The sequence below is a fragment of the Chryseobacterium sp. MMO-72 genome (assembly GCF_037146035.1).
GTDB classification, from domain to species: domain Bacteria; phylum Bacteroidota; class Bacteroidia; order Flavobacteriales; family Weeksellaceae; genus Chryseobacterium; species Chryseobacterium indicum.
The window spans coordinates 127,842-144,919 of record NZ_JBBCWG010000011.1 but is presented as its reverse complement, the minus strand read 5'-3'; the positions used below and the strand labels follow the sequence as shown (position 1 = coordinate 144,919).

Here is a 17,078-nt window from a genome sequence, read left to right as displayed (position 1 = left end):
TTATTATATTATGAAATTCAACAGACTTTTTCAGCTTTTACTGGCTTTGATCCTTGTGATTAATGTTTCATGTAGTGATGATGAATATGTAATGCCGTCGCGAGGTGATTATGAAAACGGATATTTTATTGCGAATGAAGGAAACTTCGGAACGCCTACAGCAAGTGTTTCTTTTATTTCTAAAGATCTTTCTGTATTGGAAAACGATATTTATAAGAAAAATAATAACGAAAATCTGGGTGATGTTTTACAGACGATCACATTCAGTGACGACAGAGCTTTTTTGCTTCTGAACAATTCGAATAAAGTACAGGTTGTTAACCGTTATAATTTCAAAAAAACCGGAGAAATTACGGCTCAGCTGGATAATCCAAGATACATGACGATCAGCAACGGAAATCTTTATGTTTCCAACGATAAGTATAACGGAGCAAAATATGTGAATGTTTACAAGCTTTCTGATCTTTCTTTTGTGAAGAAAATTCCTTTCGCGTCAACTTCTACAGCGGAAAGAGTGGTTGAAGCTGGAGGAACGGTATTTGTTCAGAATGCTACTTACAGCTACGGAAGTACGCTTACAAGAATCAATACTTCAACCAATGAGATCATCAACACAGTTTCTGTTCCAAATGGTGAAATCGAAAAAACCATCAGTTACAATAACAATGTGTACGTAATTGCTTCAGGAACATCTAATTCTTACATTTATGAAATTTCTCCAGCAGGAACCATTACAAAAACTACAACCTTAACCGGCATCGCCAATGCAAGAAACCTTGAAATTGATGGCGGAAAATACTATTTCACCTCTTCCAACAAGATTTACACAATGGATATGAATGCAACAACGGCTCCTTCTACTCCACTTATCAATTTTGTAGACGGAGGACAATATTTTACGCTGTATGGTTTCTCTGTAAAAGACGGGAAAATCTTTGCGTCTGATGTGAAGAATTTTACAGCCCCGTCAGAAGTTACGGTATACAATACTTCGGGAACAGTTCTGAAAAAATTCGTAACAGGAATCGGATCTAATGCCACTTATATGAATTAATTTTTTTTGAAATAATATTAAAAGATTACGGCGGAGCTTTCAGCTCCGCCGTAATCTTTTAACGTCTTGCCTTAAAGTAATCCTCAAAAAATTCGCATCCGCTCATCATATCTTCATACTGTCCTGCATATTTACTTTTAAGATCCTGATAATATCTGTTTTTTTCGAGTCTTCTGTCTTCATAGTCATCGGATCGGGAAAAACTGTCAGAATTTTCCTCACCATTAAAATCATAATTATAATTTTCACACCTTCCCTGCATTCTGAGACATAACGCTTTAAATTTTTCAGTTTTCGCGTTTTCCATAGCTTTTCCGTAGTATAATTTTGCCAGACCAGCCGTATTAAATTCCTCATTATCTTCACGGATAGAAAAATTTCCTGCGGAACTTACGAAGTATCTTTTCATCATCCATGCATTCCCATACTGCGACATATTGTAGTAACAGTTGGCAACCAGAAAATAGTAATAATCCCTGTCTTTTTCCTGTGGATTATTAGCTTTGTCGAGATATTCGATTAGTTTTTGGGTTACAGATAATTTAGTTACTCTGAATTTTTCCTTTTCCTCTATAAAATTCGGAGTATATTTTAGATGATAGAAAGGATTCTGATCAAAAATTTTAGCTGATGCAGAATAACTGTCTTTTCCATCGTTCTCCCAAAGTGTATTCTGCGCTTCGTAATATTCTGCACCCAGTTTTTTAAATATATGTAAGGCTGAATTCAGTTTATTCTGTCTTATATATTTTGTTCCCAGAAGATCGTACAGATTATTAACCGACTGTTGGTTCATTTTAAAATTACTAAAAAACAAATCGTTTCCTGAATTTACTTTTTCAGTCTTTTTAATGAAACTCTGCACCTGTTCAGGAGAATAGACTGCATCCATATAATTAAAATAATTTACAAAATAATCTCCGTAAGTATGACGGTCACTTTTTAACGATTTGAAATAAACCAAACTGTTTAGCCTCTCATCCAGAGAAGCATACAAAAGTGCTGCATCATCCGTATTTCCGAGATATTCTAGTTCTCTTCCCAATGCAAAAATAAACCGTTCGTTTTTTCTGTTTTTAATGATAATTTCTTTTGCGGCATCAGGAATTACAGCTTTTCCGTAAGTCTGATCTGCAAAAAGATTTAACGCCTTAATCTGCTCTGCATTTTCCCGGATTTTAGAATCTGCCGGCAACGTTTTTTCCAGATTGCTGATTTGCTTCAGACTTTCAGAATAATTTTTCGTCATGAATAAAAGTTCAGCTTTGGCAAACTTCCAGAAATCAGGATTCTGTACCTTCGATAAATCTGCGGAATTGATAAACTCTAAAAGTTCTTTTGCATATTCTCTGTCCGCTTCCACTCTTCCAAAGACATTTCTTACCGACTGATATTCCTGGTCATACTGAGAACTATATCCGGAATCCGGAATGGCTGGCTCAAACAAAGAATAATAAGGTGTAAAAATCCAGTCTTCCAGTTTACTGATCTCGCGTGACACCAAAAAGCCCAGTCCGTCAAAATTAGAATTGCAGGCATAAATTTCTTTAAGATTATCGATATTTTTACCGGAATTGTAGATGCTGTACATCATTAAAACCCGCGCTTTATCTTTTGGATCATCTATCGATTGCAAGACCTCCTCTTTTAATAATTTATGATCAAAAGCCTGCCATGAAACAAAACGCTTTTCGGGACATTTGGCAAAAACTCTGGCAAAGTAAATATTTTTAAGCCCCTGATTTTTCTCTTCGATTGCCTTAAAATACAAAGCCCAAATATCAATAATATCATTTGCTTTTTCCACAGAAAAATATTGAGCATAAATCTTCGCCAAAGACTTCATATCCCCATTGTAAAAAGCGAGACGAACCGCAAGAAACGCATATCTTTTTCTGATCTCTGAATTTTTGGTTTTGGAAGCTAAAGCAATTGCCTGATGTAATAAAACTGTTCTCTTCTGAGCCGCCGTATTTTCATTTCTTTCCCACGGATCTTCCTGCCATGAATTGAAAAACTCACAGTTTTTGGCAAATTTCAGATAATTAATTGCTTCATTATCTTTAACTGAATATAAATATTTTATAAAAGCGTTGCTGCTTTTTTCATTGATATCCGAAAAACCATATTTTTCCAGAGCAAAATTAATTTCATCTATTGAAACTTTATTCTTACAGTATTTTCTCCAAAGAACTTCATTCTGCAAATCTTTAATTTCAAATTCTTCACCGTCATTATTATAGCCAAAATAAAGAGATGAATAGTAAAAAGACCGATATTCCTGATAAGAAAAATTATCTGGGTCAAGAAAATAAAACCGTACATCATCGCCGTAGGGGTAAAATCCACACGCAAAAAACAGATTACTTAGTAAAATCGCTATAAAAATGGCTGATCTCTTCATTGGTGTAGTTATTTAACTGATTGGCATCTAAATGAAAAAGTGATACGGTAATTTCTTTATCCAGCTTTATATTTTTCTTGATTAATGCAATAGCTTTATTGATTTGTTCTGGTGTAATTTCTTCATATTTGATCTTATCTCCTACTCTCAGATAATCCTTATAATCAATCACGGTATCTTTCGTTACTTCATACCACAGCGGTTTTGTTTCTTTCAGTACTTTTTTCAGATCATTTCCGTTATATAAAACTCCTTTAAACTGATTGTTCTGATACAACTGCATCCAGGAATATAACGGAAGCGCAATATCCATATGCAGCGGATATTTTTTCTTCGTAGTGAGATAGCTTTCCATCTCTTTAAGATCTAAAATTGAATTTTTAGAATCATCCGCCAAAGGATTGATTAAATTATAGCACATTAAAGTAACTTTATCAACCGGCGGAACTCCCATTTTTTCAGGATATTTGTATGGATACAATCTCAGGGTAACAGAAATTTCCTTTTGGGATATCGGCTTTAATTTTTTCAGAAAGTAAAAATATCTGTCTTTTGTAGAAGCTGTCCAGTCACAATCGATCTGAATTTCATTAACAGCAATGGAGTCAAACTTCTCGTTAGTAAATTTATTGATGAGAAAGTTTACATTATCTGCCAGTTTATCAAGATCCTTTTCCGAACTTTTTTTTAATACAATATTCTTAATGTAAACCGTCGGGATAACGGTGTATTTCTTCGGTAAATTTTCTTCGCAGTAAGATGATAGCCTTACATTGGTTTTTGAAATCGGAAAACTTCCCATCGCTTCGGTGTAATCCACTTCAAAATATTTTACATACAGCTTTTCGACATTCTGCTGTTCAAGCATATTTCTTTCGGGAACAGAAACTTCAGAATACGTATCTGTTTTCCAATAGTAAAAGGCATTATGAACTTTTTCCACCTTATTTTCACAGGAAAGAATGAGGAAAAGAAGAGGGACAACTAAAAAGATATTTTTCATCAATAAAATTTTAAATAGGTTACAATTGAATTAAAACATTTCCGCAAATGTAACAACAAAACCCATACCTTTTTAAGATTTTATTAACATTTCATTAAGGTTTTATTATACTTTTATTTTCGCGATCAAATTCCTTAAAATAAAAGTCTCCACCACCCTATAAACCACCAGACCGGAAACCTGAAATACGTGTACAAAAGCGTGAAATTATCAACAATTGGCTGATCTTTTGTCGCTTTTTCAATTTCAAAATCAACAGATAAAAGCGGAATAACAAATCCGAAAAATAAAAACGCAACCAGATATAAAATTCAGTTGCGTTTTTTAATTATTTTAAATTTCCAGACAAGAATGTTGATAAGGAAAATTAAAGCTAAAATACTATAATCAAATGTCCCGAAAAGCATTTAGGCAAGTGTCAATCCAAGCTTTTCCGCTTCCGCAATCACAAAAGTTCTCGCTTCCTCGCTGTCATTTGCAATTTCGCCTTCCAGAATGGCTTCTTTTACTTTTTCCTTTAAAATTCCAATCTCGCGACCTGGTTTCAGATTGAACATTGCCATAATTTCTTCTCCTGAAATTGGTGGCTGAAAGTTTCTTACCTGATCTTTTTCCTCAACTTCTTTAATCTTAACAGCAACATATTCAAAATTTTTCTTGAATTTCTCCTGTTTTTTAGAATTTTTGGTCGTAATATCGGCTTTACAAAGGGTAAACAGATCTTCCATATTTTCTCCTGCATCAAACAATAATCTTCGCAACGCAGAATCCGAAGCATCATCGGTAATCAGAGCAATCGGTCGAGACGAAAGTTTTACCATCTTCTGAACATATTTCATGTCCGGACCTAAAGGCAGTTTCAGTCTCTGGAATAATGTTTTTACCATTTTTGAGCCTAAAAACTCGTGCCCATGGAATGTCCATCCTGTTCCTTCAACGAATTTTTTGGTTGGCGCTTTTCCGATGTCGTGAAGCAATGCAGACCAACGAAGCCACAGATTATCGGTGTTTTCAGAAATATTGTCTACCACTTCCAAAGTATGGTAAAAATTGTCTTTATGGGTTTGTCCTTCCACTTCTTCTACTCCTTTCAGATCAATCAGTTCAGGAATAATTAATTTCATTAAACCTGTCTGTTCCATTAATTTCAGACCAATGGATGGCTTTTTGGAAAGCATGATTTTATTAAATTCCACCATGATTCTTTCCATCGAAACAATTTTGATCCTTTCGGCTTCCTGCTTAATGGCTTCCAGTGAATTTTCTTCAATTTTAAAATTTAAAGTAGAAGCAAAACGTACGGCTCTCATCATTCTCAACGGATCGTCAGAATAGGTTTGAGCAGGTTCTAAAGGTGTTCTTAAAATTCCTTTTTCCAGATCATCTATTCCGTTGAAAGGATCGATCAGTTCACCGAAATTATCCTGATTTAAAGAAATTGCCATGGCATTCACCGTAAAATCTCTTCTTTTCTGATCGTCCTCAATGGTTCCGCCTTCCACTTCCGGTTTCCGGCTGTTTTCGGTATAACTTTCTTTTCTCGCCCCTACAAATTCAAGCTCAAGGTCTTTGTATTTGATCATCGCCGTTCCGTACGTTTTGAAAACAGAAACTTTCATTTTCGGATCAATTTCCTTTCCGACGTTTTGGGCAAGTTCAATACCGCTTTGTTCGGTCACAAAATCAATATCCGTTGATGCTTTTCTTTTCATCAAAAGATCCCGTACATAGCCTCCGACGATATACACAGACTGATTGTTCCGGGCTGCAACCTCCGAAATGATTTTAAAAAGTTTTAAATTTTTATTTTGAGTAAGATTAATTTTCATTTTGTAATACAATAATGCCGCTCATTAATCGTAATGAGCATACATTTTATTAATTTTTTCATCTTCATTAAAAAACATCACTTCCATCGCATGTTTATCCATAATAGATTTGTAAAACAAAGCCACAGAATCTACTCCTTCCGTAGATTTTATAAGCTCGAAGTGAAGATCTGGATATTTTTCCAGTGCTGCTTTCCAATATCCGCGAACCGCAGATTTTCCTTTAAGTGAACTTTCTTTTCCGCCAGTTGCTAATTTTATCATTGGAGTAACAACCTCTATATCATCTGAATAATGAGATAAAATAACATCCAGATCGTGCGAATTCCATGCTTTGATCCATTCTTCGGCAAACTTTTGATGATTCATAGCGATTGTTTTAAAATTGAAGTTCTGCAAAGATAAAACTAAAAAAAGAAATCCTGCCGATACGGATGAATAAGACTTTAAAATATATGATAAAAGTCGATTATTCTCTCAGTACTTTTATCCTGTTGTCGCTCCAGACTTTAATCACCGATGAACCCGAATATTTTGAAACTTTTTCGCGGTCTTCTTCTACTGCATAGTCTACGAGATCAATCATTTCAGGAGAAATATCCGAGAATTTTAACGGACTTTTTTCACCGCTGAAATTTGCAGAAGTAGAAACTAATGGTTTATTCAGCTTTGTAATCAGTTTTTTACAGAAGTCGTTTTTTACCAGACGGATTCCAATGCTTCCGTCTTCAGCTAACAATTCTTTTGGCAATCCTCTCGGGTTTTCATAAACAATTGTTACCGGCTTTTGGCTTAAATCGATAATTTCCCAAGCCATTTCCGGAACATCTACCAAATCCTGTAATCTCTTTTCAGATTCCACCAGAATGATCATGGATTTGTTTTTTTCCCGTTTTTTGATGTCGAATATTTTGTTTACGGCTTCTATATTTGTGGCATCACAGCCAATTCCCCAAATGGTGTCTGTTGGGTATAAGATTGTTCCGCCGGATTTTAAAATTTCTATTATTTTTTCCATATATAATACATTTTACGCTTTAACTAAAGCCAATACTATAATTTATTTTTAATAAAAGGATTACATTCTGCTTCTATTAATTTATCGGTGTAAATTTACAAATCTTCGCGTGAAATCTTCGAAAACAGAGTTTTTATATTCAATAGGAATGGGCTTTAGCCCATTTTGAAAATCATTAAAATCAAATCTGGCTTTAGCCAAACTTTATTATTTAAAATTATATTTATCCAAAAATTCCTGATATTCTTCCGCAAACGATTTCTTTTTGTGATGACTTTCCTGATTTTTAACGTAATTTCTAACTGTTTCAATCATAGATTCAGAAACTGAAACAGCAAAATATTCATCCTGCCAAAAAAACTTTTCTTTTGTCAATGCATTTTTATTGATCCAATGTGAAGATTCTCCTTTCAATAATTGAACAATTTTTTCAATATTCTGATTGGAACCCAGAGAAATTAAACAATGACAATGATCCGAATAACCATTCACAATATCCAGAAAAATTCCTTTTTGCGAGGCATTTTCTTTTATGTGTTTCCAGACTTTTATTCGTAACTCCGGAGTATTGAAATAGGGAATTCTATTTTTCGTTGAGAAAACGACATGGATATAAATTTTAATAAATGGCATTTGTGTTGTTTAGCCAAAAATATGAAATCTATATTAAGTTTTGGCTAAAGCCGAAAGAATGATTTTAAATCAGTAAACGGGCTAAAGCCCGTTTCTATTGATCAATGACAGTTTCATCATTAAGAAGGATCATTAAAAAACCTGTCAAAGTAACTTTTTTTCCTAATTAATGTAAATTTTTCCTGATGAAGAATTTTTCTTATATCTTTTCGGATGATATGCTGTGAAAATAAAACCGGAGCATTTATTCTCCTTCCACTCTTAATCACCGTGTATAAAACCGACTGATCTTTAAAAAAAATTATGATTGTTCTTTCTTCGTCTAGAAAACTAAAGCTGTTTATTGGTTCATTAAGATAAATCAGATTATTGGAAATATTTGAAATTCTGTAATGATACTTTTTGGCATATTCTAAAATTCGTCTTTTGGCTTCTTCTTTATGAATACTGAAGCTGATTTCTTTCAGTCTTTTTTCTGTAAATAAACAATATGAAGAATAAAGTACAAAAATTAGAACAATACTATATATAATATATTCAAAATCACTATTTGCAGATGGAGTAATTTTGTATAAACCAACTATTGAAAAATAAATCAGGGCTCCAAAAATCAAATAATTGGTATACCTGTCAATTTTATCTAAAATGCTCTCATTATAAATGAGCTTTTTAGATTCAATACTTTTGGTAATTTTAAGATTTTTTAAGCTGCGCATTATTTTTCTGCGTTACTTTTAAATAAAGCGAAGAAAGAGTCAGGAATAAAATAGACAAAAGCCATAAAAAATAACCTGATTCTAATTCAATTATTGGAGCTATTCTTCCACTTTTTGTGATTGTTATGTTATCAAAAAACATAAATGAAATTGCTAAAATGACGAAATAATAAGAGCAAAAAATGCTTTGTAATTTCTTTTGATTGTCAAAACTATTCCTAAAAAATAAAGAAGATTTGCAAACAAAACCTTCCCAACGAAATCCGTCAAAATAAGTCCAACCCAATAAAAAAGCTAGATAAGATGGATAATGTATGCTGCCAAAATATTGATAATTTACACAATCTTGAGTCAATGATATTAAAAAAATCACCGAACTGATTAGAATTACAATATTTATTTTTAAATGCGTCACAACTTCGGCAAATACCTTTCCTCAATAATATTCAGATGATGAATATTGTGACCAACAATTAATTTTCCGATGGTTTCGGCAGAAATTTGGTTTCCGTTGGCGGATCCTATATTTTTTAAGGCTTCGGAATTTGCAGTTTCCAAAAGAATCTGAGAAGATTTTCTGATCAGTTGATATTCTTCCAACAGTGAACTCAGTGTTCTTTCATTCGCGAAAGATTGTTTCGCATATAATTCCTCATCAAAACCCGGCAATTCATTTTGGTCACCTCTTGTAAAAGCCAGTATTCTGTACTGAAAAATTCTTTCCGTATCGGATAAATGCAAAAGAAGTTCTTTCAGCGTCCATTTTCCTTCGGCGTAAGCAAAAAGAGATTGTTCTTCTGAAAGTTCAGAATAAATTCCTACAGTTTTTTCTCCGGATTTTTTCAGTTCTTCCAGCCAGTTTTCTGAGGGAATTAAATCTAAATATCTTTGAACGTATTTTTGAAAATCAGTCATAAATTATGAATAATAAGTAATTGGTAATGAGTAATATTTAATAACAATTAAGATTTCGTAAACCGTTACATTATGAAATCTTCCATTCGTAAAAATTCACTTCATCGTAGATTTCGAATCCGCAGCTTGGGTAAAGCTTGTTTCCGATATCGTTGGATTTTCCGGTTTCCAGAAGAATTCCGGCGGCATCGGTTGATTTTGCCATTTCTTGGGATGCTTCAATCAGTTGTTTTGAAAACCCTTTTCCACGATAATTTTCATTCACATATAAATCATTTAACAGCCAATACCGTTTCATTCTTGTAGATGAAAAAAGTGGATACAACTGAACAAAACCGACTAATTTCCCTTCATTTTCAGCAACAAAAATTTCAGAATCCCTGTTTTCAATTCTTTCTGTTAAAAATTTTTCTGCGGCAGGAATATCGGAATCTTTATGGTAAAAAATTCTGTACTGATCGAACAGTTCAGCTAATTGCTGTACATCTGCAAGTTGGACTTTTCTTGTCATAATGGGAGTTTAAAAATTTGTCAAAGCGCAAAAAACTTTATAAAGCTTTAACAAAGTAGATTATAAATGATGATCGTAGCTGAGAACGCGCTTCATTTTCCAGTTTTTTCCGTCCAGAATCCAGAGAATGGTAAATTTTGCACGGCTTCCCTTGTTCCATTTTCCGTTGTAAAATTCAGCAAAATCATGCTCTCCTTCCTGAATGAAAGCATACAGAACATTATTATTGTACAAAGGATATACTTTCATGGAATCTGGAATCAGTTCGCGTTTCACTTTGTTGGGGCCGCCACAAATATTATTTTTAATGGAGGCTTTGAAAGCTTCTTTTCCGGAAGTAATTCCACCTTTATCGTGGTAGAATTCCAAGTCGTTGCTTACAATAGAATCATAATGAGAAAGATCGCATTTATTGAATCCGACATCGAATATCAGACTGTCTAATTTTTTTGCCGTTTTGTACAGTTCATCGGTATTTTTAACCTGAGAAAAGGCAATCTGGCTTACCATTAACAGGAATAAAATCTGGATCTTTCTCATTATGTTTTTATTTTAAAATGTTGTTCAACACTCTGTCATTCTGACGTTAGGAAGAATCTTTTTTAATAAATTTCTGAATTTCTATTCCAACGTTTGTCATTCCGCAGGAATCTTAGCTCTAATTTTTTCAAGCGACTTTCTAATACTATCTAAAGATCCTTTCGGGATGACAAACTTTAATCGTATTTTTCAAATACTGAAAGAATTGACTACAATCTTAGCCACGATTGCAACGGCATCCTTTTGTGAAGCAAAGCGTAGCAAAAGATATAGTGGAAAGCGGGAAATAGCTCCAAAAATTTAAATAAATTCTATTTAGATTCTTTACTCCAATTCGTTCTATACAGAATGGCAAAGTGTTATAAATTGTTTTTAAACTAAGAAAAAGCTCTTTCCAGATCTGCGATAAGATCTTCTGCATCTTCGATTCCTACGCTTAAACGAACCAAATCGTCTGTAATTCCCAATTCTGCGCGTTTTTCTGCAGGAATTGAAGCATGAGTCATCAAAGCAGGATGATTCGCAAGAGATTCTACTCCACCCAAAGATTCAGCTAAAGTGAATACTTTTACTCTTTCTAAAAATTTGATGGCATCTTCTTTTTTACCTGATTTGAAAGTGAAAGAAACCATTCCTCCGAAATCTTTCATCTGAGATTTTGCCAGTTCGTGCTGCGGATGCGATTCTAATCCCGGATAAATTACCTGATCTACAGCAGGATGAGATTCAAGGTATTTTGCAACAGCCATTCCGTTTTCAGAATGTCTCTGAACTCTTAAAGCCAGTGTTTTAATTCCTCTCAACACCAAATAAGAATCGTGAGGTCCTAAAATTCCTCCGCTTGCAAACTGAATGAAGTGTAGTTTCTCTCCCAGTTCTGCATCTTTTGCAATTAAAGCTCCCGCAATAACATCGGAGTGACCTCCCAAGTATTTTGTTGCAGAGTGCATAACGATATCGGCTCCCAGATCAATCGGTCTCTGAAGATAAGGCGTTGCAAAAGTGTTATCCACTGCAACCAGAATATCTTTTCCTTTTGCCACTTCAACAACTGCTTTAATGTCAACCAGTTTCATTAAAGGATTGGTTGGCGTTTCTACCCAGATTAATTTTGTTTTATCTGTAATAACGTCATTGATTTTAGAAACATCATCAAAATTCACGAAGGTAAATTTCAACTGATATTTTTCGAAAAGTCTGGTGAACATTCTGTATGTTCCTCCGTACAAATCGTCTACTGCAACCACTTCATCTCCCGGATTTAATAATTTTAAAACACAGTCGATTGCCGCCAGACCGGAACCGAAAGCCAGACCTCTCGCTCCGTTTTCGATGCTTGCCAAAGAGTCTTCCAAAGCCTGTCTTGTAGGGTTTGCCGCTCTAGAATATTCGTAACCGGAATGTACTCCCGGACTTTTCTGTGCGAAGGTAGATGTTAAAAATACAGGTACATTCACAGAACCTGTTGCAGATTCGTGATGCTGTCCTCCGTGTATTACTTTTGTATTGAAATTCATTGTTTTATATTTTTGATTTGAAGCTGGGGATGATGGAAGCTGGATGCTTTTGTAAACTTCCAACATCAGGCTTCCCTCATCCAGCTTTTTTTACATTTTTATCGCCGATTTTACTGCGAACTCTTCTGCCATCTGCTCCAACCATTGTGCCACATCTTCTTCTCCTGTTGCTCTTTGGTAGGTATTTCCCATAGAAACAAGTACCTGATGAATGAACATTTTCATCTGATCCACCGGCATTTCTTTTGTCCAGAGATCAATTCTCAAAGCTTCCATATTTTTTTCGTCCCAAACGGAGATCATGGTTGCCTTTGTTTCTTCTTTTTCAATTCCGCCGTCCTGTGCGTTCCAGGTGATATTTTCCGGAATGTGGTTTTCATCCAGTTCTACATCTATCGTAATCTGAGTTTTTCTCATAATTTTCTATTTATTCTACTGTATATTGTTTGTCGAATATTTTACATTCAGCGTATTACTTTTTATTTTACTTTCGGTTTATAGCCCGACTGGTTAAAGATCACCGTTGCATCCAATCCTAAGAAATCCTGAAGTTTGGTTTCCGGTTTCTGTTTTAGATATTCTTTACAGATCTGCCATCCTGTGAAAATGGCAATCTGCGGAGAAGATTCGTTATCAATTTCCGTATAAAATTTCGAAAATGGTCCCGGAGCGATAAAACGGTCTTCCAATCTGTGATCGTCTCCAAAAATGATATTATTTTCTACGAAATAATTCCAGATGTTAGCTTCGTTGGAGACTGCCCATTCATACTGCTTCTGGGTGTAGTTCATTTTCAGATATTCCGGATAAGTAGGCAGAAATGCATCTTTAAGAATCATGATTTTACCATTGAGAATCATCATATCTATAAATTTCTGATGATCCGGAGATTCTTTTACAAAACCTTCCGCGAAAATCTGTGCGACTTTCGGAACAATATTATTCGGGTTCATGGATTTCTGGAAGTACATTTCCAAACCTTTATAATTGGGATTTCCGTCTCCCATAAAACCTGTAATATCAATAAAAAGCTGATTTCCCTTCGCATCATAAAAAATCGGATCCTGAACCATCTGCAAAGCCGATGAAAATAAAAATACTTTCGGACTTTTAAAGGAAGGAAAATAAAATCTGATGTGCGAAAACAAATCCTGAAGATCGGTCTGCAGTTTTTTCTGATCTATTTTTGCGACTGCTTCCTGGTAAATTTTAATTTCTTCAGCATCTACTCTTCTTTTGGCAAAATCTGCATCGCTTACCGTTCCCTGAAACCAAGGAAATTTAGCTTTAAAACTTTCCGACGAAACATTCGGATCGTAAAGTTCCTTGGAAATATCTGTAATTTCTACTTTTTCCGCCGGACTTGTAATTTCTACGTTCCATTGATTCTGAGATTCTTTTTTGCAGGAATTCAATCCTAAAATTAATACTAAAGAAAGTGCAGTAATTCTGAAAATCTTCATACTTTTACATGAAATTTAAGTGTACAAAAATACGGATTTAAACATAATGTACTGATGAAAAATAAAATAATTCCGATCCTCATTCTTATTTTCTCTGTATCCTGTTTTTACAGCCAAAGCCTTATTTTTAAAGATAAAAATCTTGAAAAAGCGGTGATTGAAAATTTTGATCTGAACAAAGACGGAAAAATAAATCAGTTTGAAGCCGACAGAATTGAAAATTTATTTTTAGTGAATAAAGGGATTACCAATACCGAAGATCTGCCGTATTTTAAAAATGCTAAAATGATCGTGCTGGACGATAACAGCATTTTAAATCTTTCCCTGAAAAATATGGATCATCTGCAGCTTTTTTCCTGTACAGGATGCAAAATTTCAAATTTTAAGGCAGAAAATCTAAAAATTCTGGCTTCACTGTATCTCGACAACAATCAGATTGAAAATATTTCGCTGAAAACGACACCCAGAATTGATCAATTAACCGTATCTTTAAATAAAATAAAGACCATTGATCTAAGCTCGCTTAAATATTTGAAAAAGTTAAATCTTGAGCATAATCTGATTCAAAAATTAGATATTTCCCAAAATATAAATCTGGAAACCTTAAACGTGACGAAAAATCCGATCAAGGAAACAGACATTAAAAAAGGAGCAGCCAATGTAACGATTTTCGGATTTCAGCAACAGTAATTTTATGCATTTAGAAACACAAAGACTTATTCTGAGAAAATTTGAAGAAACAGATGCAGAACGTCTGTTTCTCCTCGACTCCGATCCTGAAGTGATGAAATACATCGGAATACCTCCTCTTTCCGACATCACCGAATCTGAAAATGTAATTAAAATGATTCAGCAGCAATATCTTGATAACGGTGTCGGAAGACTTGCAGTAATTGAAAAAGAAAGCGGACTGCTGATCGGCTGGAGCGGACTGAAATTAATTACTCAGGAAATAAACGGTTACAATAACATTTACGATCTCGGCTATCGTTTCATCCCGGAATACTGGGGAAAAGGTTATGCGCTGGAATCGGCAAAAGCTTCGCTTGATTTTGGATTTAATGATCTGAAAGCTGAAACCATTTATGCTCATGCCCATTCTGAAAACGAAGGTTCCAATCATATTTTAAGAAAATTAGGCTTTGAAAAAACCGGCGAATTCACCGAACCGGACGGAATTTGCTTCTGGTATGAACTTCAACATCAAAATTACATCAAATAAACATTCAGAATTTTTAATTTTGAATTTCTTTACATAAAACAGACAAAAATATAAACAATGCAGACACAAAAAGTTATAGACCATATTGTAAACTGGCTGAAAGATTATGCCGTAAAAGCAAAAGTAAACGGATATGTAATCGGAGTTTCGGGAGGTGTGGATTCGGGTGTCGTTTCTACGCTTTGTGCGATGACAGGACTTGAAGTTCTTGCGCTGGAAATGCCGATCCGTCAAAAAGCCGATCAGGTAAACAGAGCGCAGGATCATATTGAGGATCTGAAAAAGAAATTTCCAAACGTAAAATCAGAAACCATTAACTTAACTCCTGTTTTCGAAAGTTTTGAAAATATTGTCAGCGCACATTCAGAAGGAAATCCTAATAACAATCTGGCTCTTGCGAATACAAGATCACGTTTCAGAATGCTTAATTTATACTATTTCGGGCAGCTTCACGGACTTTTGGTGTGCGGAACAGGAAATAAAGTGGAAGATTTCGGAATCGGTTTCTACACCAAATACGGCGACGGCGGTGTGGATGTTTCTCCAATCGCAGATCTTTACAAAACGGAAGTTTACGAACTGGCGAGAGCTTTAAATTTAATTGAAAGCATTCAGAATGCAATTCCTACGGACGGACTTTGGGATGCAGAAAGAACGGACGAAGACCAAATCGGGGCAACCTATCCTGAACTGGAAAAAATTCAGAAAGAATACGGAACAAAAACAGCAGAAGATTACGAAGGCAGAGATAAAGAGGTTTTCCAGATTTTCGACAGAATGCATAAAGCGGCAAAACATAAAATGGTTCCGATTCCGATCTGCGATATTCCGGAAGACTGGAGAGCATAAATTAATGTAACAATTTAAAAGTTTAACTATGTAACAATGGATTGCTAAACAGATAGATTGATACATTGAAGTTGTTTAAACTATTTCAGAATTAACCGCAAAAGTCACAAAAGATGAATTAAACTTTTATTTAAAGTTGATCATTATAAATGAAAAAGTTCACAATAGTGTTTAAAAATCTTTGATTTTTATTCTTTTGAGTGCTTTGATTATTATAGAAATTCGCTTTAAGATTGTCTTTTGTACTTTTGCGGTTTAATAAAAGTTTAAACAAACTTATTGTTACATTTTTTAATTTAATACTATGAATGGTAAAATAAGATCTGTCTTTTTCATTTGTTCAGGGCTTCTTTTCGGGATGTCTGTAATGTACGTTTATAATAACTTTATTGCGGATAAAAAGGAAAATTCCTCGAAAAATCCAAGAATTGAATACGGCAGTTCTGAGATTTCGGGTTCAGCATATTCGAATCAGGAATCTATCGATCAGTTGACGGAAGAAAGGAAGGTTATTGCTTACGTTAAACAAAATCATCAGCTTCCTGAATATTACATCACCAAAAATGAAGCAAGAAAGATGGGTTGGAATCCTTCCAAAGGGAATCTGTGTGAGGTTTTGCCCGGAAAAGCAATTGGCGGAGATCACTTCAGCAACAGGGAAAGAACATTACCTGAAGATGAAAAGTATTTTGAAGCGGATGTAAACTATCATTGCGGAAACAGAAATGCAGACCGGATTGTTTTCACGAAAGACGGCGATGTTTATCTCACGAAAAACCATTATAAGAGTTTTGAAAAGCAGTAATTTTTATCATCTGTTGTTCTGTTTGCTTGTAGTATTTTCATGTTCAGAAAAAAAGCAGAAAATTATAGAAAAAGACAAGGAAACAACAATTTTGATCCAGCCATTTAAAGATATTGAAACAGAAAAAGTAAACTTTATAGCCAAAGAAATAGCAAAGATTTGCCCGAATGTGAGAATTCTGAAGCCTATCGATTTTCCTGAAAACACTTACTATAAACCCAGAAACCGATACAGAGCTGATTCCATTATTTCATATTTGGATAAAAAAACGAAAGATGGTTTCGTTATCATTGGATTAACCTCAAAAGATATTAGCGTAACTAAAGGAAAAATAAAAGATTTCGGAGTGATGGGTTTAGGATTCCGACCCGGAAAAGCCTGCGTTGCATCCGACTTCAGATTAAACAAACAAAATTCTAATGAACAGTTTTTTAAAGTTGCCATTCATGAGCTTGGACACACACAAGGCTTAAAACACTGTCCGACAAAAATATGTTTTATGAGAGATGCAGAAGGCAAAAATCCTACAAACGAAGAAAAGGAATTTTGCGAAAAATGTAAAAATGTTCTAATAAGTAAAAACTGGAAATTTAATTGAT

The 17,078-nt window shown here is 34.4% G+C and carries 19 protein-coding genes; 6 read left to right on the top strand and 13 right to left on the bottom strand.

Translation table 11 applies throughout. The features are described 5' to 3' along the window. The first annotated feature begins 10 nt into the window (after positions 1-10). Positions 11-1,054 (top strand): YncE family protein, encoded by a 1,044-nt coding sequence (locus WFH39_RS15240; protein ID WP_336690480.1) that lies wholly within the window; start codon positions 11-13, stop codon positions 1,052-1,054. Between the two features lie 58 nt (positions 1,055-1,112). Here WFH39_RS15240 and WFH39_RS15235 read toward each other — a convergent pair whose 3' ends face one another. The 13 genes from WFH39_RS15235 to gldB form a co-directional block, all read right to left on the bottom strand. Beyond that, a complete protein-coding gene (locus WFH39_RS15235) occupies positions 1,113-3,458 on the bottom strand; it encodes a hypothetical protein (protein ID WP_336690479.1) in 2,346 nt (781 codons plus the stop codon). Beyond that, complete coding sequence (locus WFH39_RS15230) at positions 3,418-4,461, bottom strand: hypothetical protein (RefSeq protein WP_336690478.1); 1,044 nt, start codon at positions 4,459-4,461, stop codon at positions 3,418-3,420. The genes WFH39_RS15235 and WFH39_RS15230 overlap by 41 nt, the downstream gene beginning before the upstream one ends. A gap of 407 nt (positions 4,462-4,868) precedes the next feature. Further along, entirely contained in the window at positions 4,869-6,290 is a 1,422-nt protein-coding gene (locus tag WFH39_RS15225; RefSeq protein ID WP_336690477.1) for a CCA tRNA nucleotidyltransferase, read from the bottom strand. A gap of 24 nt (positions 6,291-6,314) precedes the next feature. Continuing rightward, positions 6,315-6,659, bottom strand: coding sequence for a nuclear transport factor 2 family protein (locus tag WFH39_RS15220; protein ID WP_336690476.1), 345 nt, complete (start codon positions 6,657-6,659; stop codon positions 6,315-6,317). 100 nt (positions 6,660-6,759) lie between these two features. Then, on the bottom strand, positions 6,760-7,308 hold the full coding sequence (locus tag WFH39_RS15215; protein ID WP_336690475.1) for an L-threonylcarbamoyladenylate synthase: 549 nt from the start codon (positions 7,306-7,308) through the stop codon (positions 6,760-6,762). Positions 7,309-7,515: 207 nt separating this feature from the next. After that, positions 7,516-7,941 (bottom strand): IS200/IS605 family transposase, encoded by a 426-nt coding sequence (gene tnpA, locus WFH39_RS15210; RefSeq protein ID WP_336690474.1) that lies wholly within the window; start codon positions 7,939-7,941, stop codon positions 7,516-7,518. A 119-nt stretch (positions 7,942-8,060) separates the two neighbouring features. Further along, positions 8,061-8,657, bottom strand: a complete 597-nt coding sequence (locus WFH39_RS15205; protein ID WP_336690473.1) for a hypothetical protein — start codon at positions 8,655-8,657, stop codon at positions 8,061-8,063. A 411-nt stretch (positions 8,658-9,068) separates the two neighbouring features. Further along, positions 9,069-9,572, bottom strand: coding sequence for a DinB family protein (locus WFH39_RS15200; protein ID WP_336690472.1), 504 nt, complete (start codon positions 9,570-9,572; stop codon positions 9,069-9,071). A gap of 70 nt (positions 9,573-9,642) precedes the next feature. Continuing rightward, on the bottom strand, positions 9,643-10,083 hold the full coding sequence (locus WFH39_RS15195; protein WP_336690471.1) for a GNAT family N-acetyltransferase: 441 nt from the start codon (positions 10,081-10,083) through the stop codon (positions 9,643-9,645). Between the two features lie 60 nt (positions 10,084-10,143). Then, complete coding sequence (locus WFH39_RS15190) at positions 10,144-10,623, bottom strand: nuclear transport factor 2 family protein (RefSeq protein ID WP_336690470.1); 480 nt, start codon at positions 10,621-10,623, stop codon at positions 10,144-10,146. Between the two features lie 377 nt (positions 10,624-11,000). Next, positions 11,001-12,206: a cystathionine gamma-synthase gene (locus WFH39_RS15185; RefSeq protein ID WP_290266593.1), complete on the bottom strand. Its 1,206-nt coding sequence runs from the start codon at positions 12,204-12,206 to the stop codon at positions 11,001-11,003. A 24-nt stretch (positions 12,207-12,230) separates the two neighbouring features. Then, positions 12,231-12,557, bottom strand: a complete 327-nt coding sequence (gldC, locus tag WFH39_RS15180) for a gliding motility protein GldC (RefSeq protein ID WP_076396489.1) — start codon at positions 12,555-12,557, stop codon at positions 12,231-12,233. Positions 12,558-12,619: 62 nt separating this feature from the next. Then, positions 12,620-13,603, bottom strand: coding sequence for a gliding motility lipoprotein GldB (gldB, locus tag WFH39_RS15175; protein WP_336690469.1), 984 nt, complete (start codon positions 13,601-13,603; stop codon positions 12,620-12,622). A gap of 54 nt (positions 13,604-13,657) precedes the next feature. Between gldB and WFH39_RS15170 the strand changes: the two genes are divergently transcribed. The 5 genes from WFH39_RS15170 (at position 13,658) to WFH39_RS15150 (ending at position 17,077) form a co-directional block, all read left to right on the top strand. After that, positions 13,658-14,293, top strand: coding sequence for a leucine-rich repeat domain-containing protein (locus WFH39_RS15170; RefSeq protein ID WP_336690468.1), 636 nt, complete (start codon positions 13,658-13,660; stop codon positions 14,291-14,293). 4 nt (positions 14,294-14,297) lie between these two features. After that, on the top strand, positions 14,298-14,825 hold the full coding sequence (locus WFH39_RS15165) for a GNAT family N-acetyltransferase (protein ID WP_336690467.1): 528 nt from the start codon (positions 14,298-14,300) through the stop codon (positions 14,823-14,825). Positions 14,826-14,882: 57 nt separating this feature from the next. Further along, positions 14,883-15,674, top strand: a complete 792-nt coding sequence (gene nadE, locus WFH39_RS15160) for an NAD(+) synthase (protein WP_336690466.1) — start codon at positions 14,883-14,885, stop codon at positions 15,672-15,674. Between the two features lie 304 nt (positions 15,675-15,978). Continuing rightward, on the top strand, positions 15,979-16,479 hold the full coding sequence (locus WFH39_RS15155; RefSeq protein WP_336690465.1) for a ribonuclease domain-containing protein: 501 nt from the start codon (positions 15,979-15,981) through the stop codon (positions 16,477-16,479). After that, entirely contained in the window at positions 16,466-17,077 is a 612-nt protein-coding gene (locus tag WFH39_RS15150) for a matrixin family metalloprotease (RefSeq protein WP_336690464.1), read from the top strand. Before WFH39_RS15155 ends, WFH39_RS15150 begins: the two co-directional genes overlap by 14 nt. Position 17,078 lies beyond the last annotated feature (1 nt).

Coding starts and splice junctions, on each gene's coding strand:
- WFH39_RS15240 (WP_336690480.1), top strand. CDS start 11: ATGAAATTCAACAGACTTTTTCAGCTTTTACTGGCTTTGATCCTTGTG.
- WFH39_RS15235 (WP_336690479.1), bottom strand. CDS start 3,458: ATGAAGAGATCAGCCATTTTTATAGCGATTTTACTAAGTAATCTGTTT.
- WFH39_RS15230 (WP_336690478.1), bottom strand. CDS start 4,461: ATGAAAAATATCTTTTTAGTTGTCCCTCTTCTTTTCCTCATTCTTTCC.
- WFH39_RS15225 (WP_336690477.1), bottom strand. CDS start 6,290: ATGAAAATTAATCTTACTCAAAATAAAAATTTAAAACTTTTTAAAATC.
- WFH39_RS15220 (WP_336690476.1), bottom strand. CDS start 6,659: ATGAATCATCAAAAGTTTGCCGAAGAATGGATCAAAGCATGGAATTCG.
- WFH39_RS15215 (WP_336690475.1), bottom strand. CDS start 7,308: ATGGAAAAAATAATAGAAATTTTAAAATCCGGCGGAACAATCTTATAC.
- tnpA (WP_336690474.1), bottom strand. CDS start 7,941: ATGCCATTTATTAAAATTTATATCCATGTCGTTTTCTCAACGAAAAAT.
- WFH39_RS15205 (WP_336690473.1), bottom strand. CDS start 8,657: ATGCGCAGCTTAAAAAATCTTAAAATTACCAAAAGTATTGAATCTAAA.
- WFH39_RS15200 (WP_336690472.1), bottom strand. CDS start 9,572: ATGACTGATTTTCAAAAATACGTTCAAAGATATTTAGATTTAATTCCC.
- WFH39_RS15195 (WP_336690471.1), bottom strand. CDS start 10,083: ATGACAAGAAAAGTCCAACTTGCAGATGTACAGCAATTAGCTGAACTG.
- WFH39_RS15190 (WP_336690470.1), bottom strand. CDS start 10,623: ATGAGAAAGATCCAGATTTTATTCCTGTTAATGGTAAGCCAGATTGCC.
- WFH39_RS15185 (WP_290266593.1), bottom strand. CDS start 12,206: ATGTTGGAAGTTTACAAAAGCATCCAGCTTCCATCATCCCCAGCTTCA.
- gldC (WP_076396489.1), bottom strand. CDS start 12,557: ATGAGAAAAACTCAGATTACGATAGATGTAGAACTGGATGAAAACCAC.
- gldB (WP_336690469.1), bottom strand. CDS start 13,603: ATGAAGATTTTCAGAATTACTGCACTTTCTTTAGTATTAATTTTAGGA.
- WFH39_RS15170 (WP_336690468.1), top strand. CDS start 13,658: ATGAAAAATAAAATAATTCCGATCCTCATTCTTATTTTCTCTGTATCC.
- WFH39_RS15165 (WP_336690467.1), top strand. CDS start 14,298: ATGCATTTAGAAACACAAAGACTTATTCTGAGAAAATTTGAAGAAACA.
- nadE (WP_336690466.1), top strand. CDS start 14,883: ATGCAGACACAAAAAGTTATAGACCATATTGTAAACTGGCTGAAAGAT.
- WFH39_RS15155 (WP_336690465.1), top strand. CDS start 15,979: ATGAATGGTAAAATAAGATCTGTCTTTTTCATTTGTTCAGGGCTTCTT.